The 1,791-nt window shown below is 49.1% G+C and carries 4 protein-coding genes and 1 pseudogene; 3 read left to right on the top strand and 2 right to left on the bottom strand.

Annotated features, from left to right (window positions below):
- Nucleotides 1–11 precede the first annotated feature (11 nt).
- Together WB371_RS23635 and WB371_RS23640 are read right to left on the bottom strand one after the other, a co-directional pair.
- Nucleotides 12–221: pseudogene (locus tag WB371_RS23635) on the bottom strand (transposase); the annotation flags it as partial.
- A gap of 15 nt (nt 222–236) precedes the next feature.
- Nucleotides 237–809, bottom strand: a complete 573-nt coding sequence (locus WB371_RS23640; protein ID WP_336222374.1) for a MarR family winged helix-turn-helix transcriptional regulator — start codon at nt 807–809, stop codon at nt 237–239.
- Nucleotides 810–989: 180 nt separating this feature from the next.
- Between WB371_RS23640 and WB371_RS23645 the strand changes: the two genes are divergently transcribed.
- From WB371_RS23645 to WB371_RS23655, 3 genes are all read left to right on the top strand, one after another.
- A complete protein-coding gene (locus WB371_RS23645; RefSeq protein ID WP_336222375.1) occupies nt 990–1,229 on the top strand; it encodes a thioredoxin family protein in 240 nt (79 codons plus the stop codon).
- Between the two features lie 24 nt (nt 1,230–1,253).
- Complete coding sequence (locus WB371_RS23650; RefSeq protein WP_336222376.1) at nt 1,254–1,379, top strand: hypothetical protein; 126 nt, start codon at nt 1,254–1,256, stop codon at nt 1,377–1,379.
- 40 nt (nt 1,380–1,419) lie between these two features.
- Nucleotides 1,420–1,791: TlpA family protein disulfide reductase (locus WB371_RS23655; RefSeq protein WP_336222377.1), on the top strand; the 372-nt coding region annotated here is incomplete at its 3' end.

Here is a 1,791-nt window from a genome sequence, read left to right on the forward strand (position 1 = left end):
GTCGTCTAGGTTTTCAGAATATCCCGTACTTCCTCAGTCTGTTTAAGCTGCGCTTTCAGTCTGAGAATTTCTGTTCTGAGATCCAGTAAATCCTGTGCCTGCTGTCCACTGTTGTCAGGTTTAACAGCGCGCAGCCATTTATAAAGACAGTGCACCGACTCGCTGTGCTGTTCAGATACTTCAGCGATTGAATAGCATCCCTGGCGAACAGCCTCTTCCTGTTACCGATCCAGTATTCATATTTCGTTAATAGGCTCCGGTCTTTCCGGCTCCTCAAACTCACGACAAATTAGCTTGATACTCTTCACTGGGATAGACTCCCCGGTCAGACCACACCAGGGACGCCCATTCTGCTGCTGATGAAACCGACAAAAGCGACACTCGCCAAACAGCCTGGCACCCTGACTTTTTTGCATATACCGCAGATGCGCCAGAAAAACCGTCTTCAGTTGTTCTTCTGAAAACGGTAACGAATCCCATTGATCCTGCTTGTTGTCCTGCATGATGCCACTCATCACGTCACGCGCTTTCGGCGTCAGAACCAGATGAACCACTCGCTTGTCCCTGCCGTCATTTTCTTTCCTTAGCCAGCCCTCATTTTCCAGTTTGTTCAGGGACTGCGATACCGTACCTTTAGTCAGGCCCAAAAATTCCGTTGTCGCGGCTGGTGTATTGGAATAACCATTACACCGCATCAGATAGTAAAGAATCTGAACCCAGGTTGCGGGAAGCCCTTTTAACTGCGGATGGCGATAAAGGCTACCCATTTGCAGACTTACCAAGCGTTCAAGAATATCAAAGAGTGTCACAGTAACCTGCCTTTTGCATGCCGGGAAACATACCGGACAAACTGCGTTTCCTGACTTTGTCTGATTATGTTCATTTTAATTAATGGTATCGATTCAAAACTATGTTGACAATCTTTTCTGTCCGTGGGTACAATTTAATGGTATCGAATCGATACCATATTTATCACCAGGAGAGTAATCATGAGTAAAAAAGCCGTTTTCTTCCACGCAGGTTGCCCGGTATGTGTCGATGCAGAACAACAAATCGCGCTGGCGCTTGATCCATCAAAGTACACGGTCGAAATCATTCATCTCGGCGACAACAGAGCGCGCGTGGCTGAAGCCATGGCGGCGGGCGTGAAATCCGTTCCTGCGCTAGTATTGGATGGCGGTATTCCGCTGCACATCAATTTTGGCGCATCTATCGAAGATCTGCGTTAAGGATCACTTGCAATTGTGTAAGCTATGGCTGTCACGACGTGTGTGAATGCACATGGAAATGAACCTCATCAGGGAAGTATTGAAACCAAAGCCGATGAGGCTGTGCTGGCTGAGTTTGATATTGTGCATACAAAAGTCACCACCCCGTGACTGATAATGACCCGCACTCGGTGCGGGTTCTGGAGTGTATATGAATAAGATCATCCCCCCGCGAGCATCCGCTCTCATCGTCGAACGCTGGTTTAACACCCCACAGCCGATAACTCTGGAATCACTGCGCGGCAAGGTCGTGGTGATGGAGGCATTTCAGATGCTGTGTCCTGGCTGTGTTTCCCACAGCCTACCGCAGGCTTCACGCGTTTACGCTCTGTTTCCGCAGGATAAAGTGGCGGTTATCGGACTGCATACAGTTTTCGAACATCATGAGGTAATGACTGCGCACGCGCTGGAAACCTTTCTGTCGGAATACCGCATTCCTTTCCCTGTCGGTGTAGACATGCCATCCCCGGAAAGTGATATTCCCCAGACCATGCAAGCCTATGCTATGCGCGGTACGCCGACG

The organism is Citrobacter amalonaticus, from assembly GCF_037053465.1.
GTDB lineage: Bacteria > Pseudomonadota > Gammaproteobacteria > Enterobacterales > Enterobacteriaceae > Citrobacter_A > Citrobacter_A amalonaticus_H.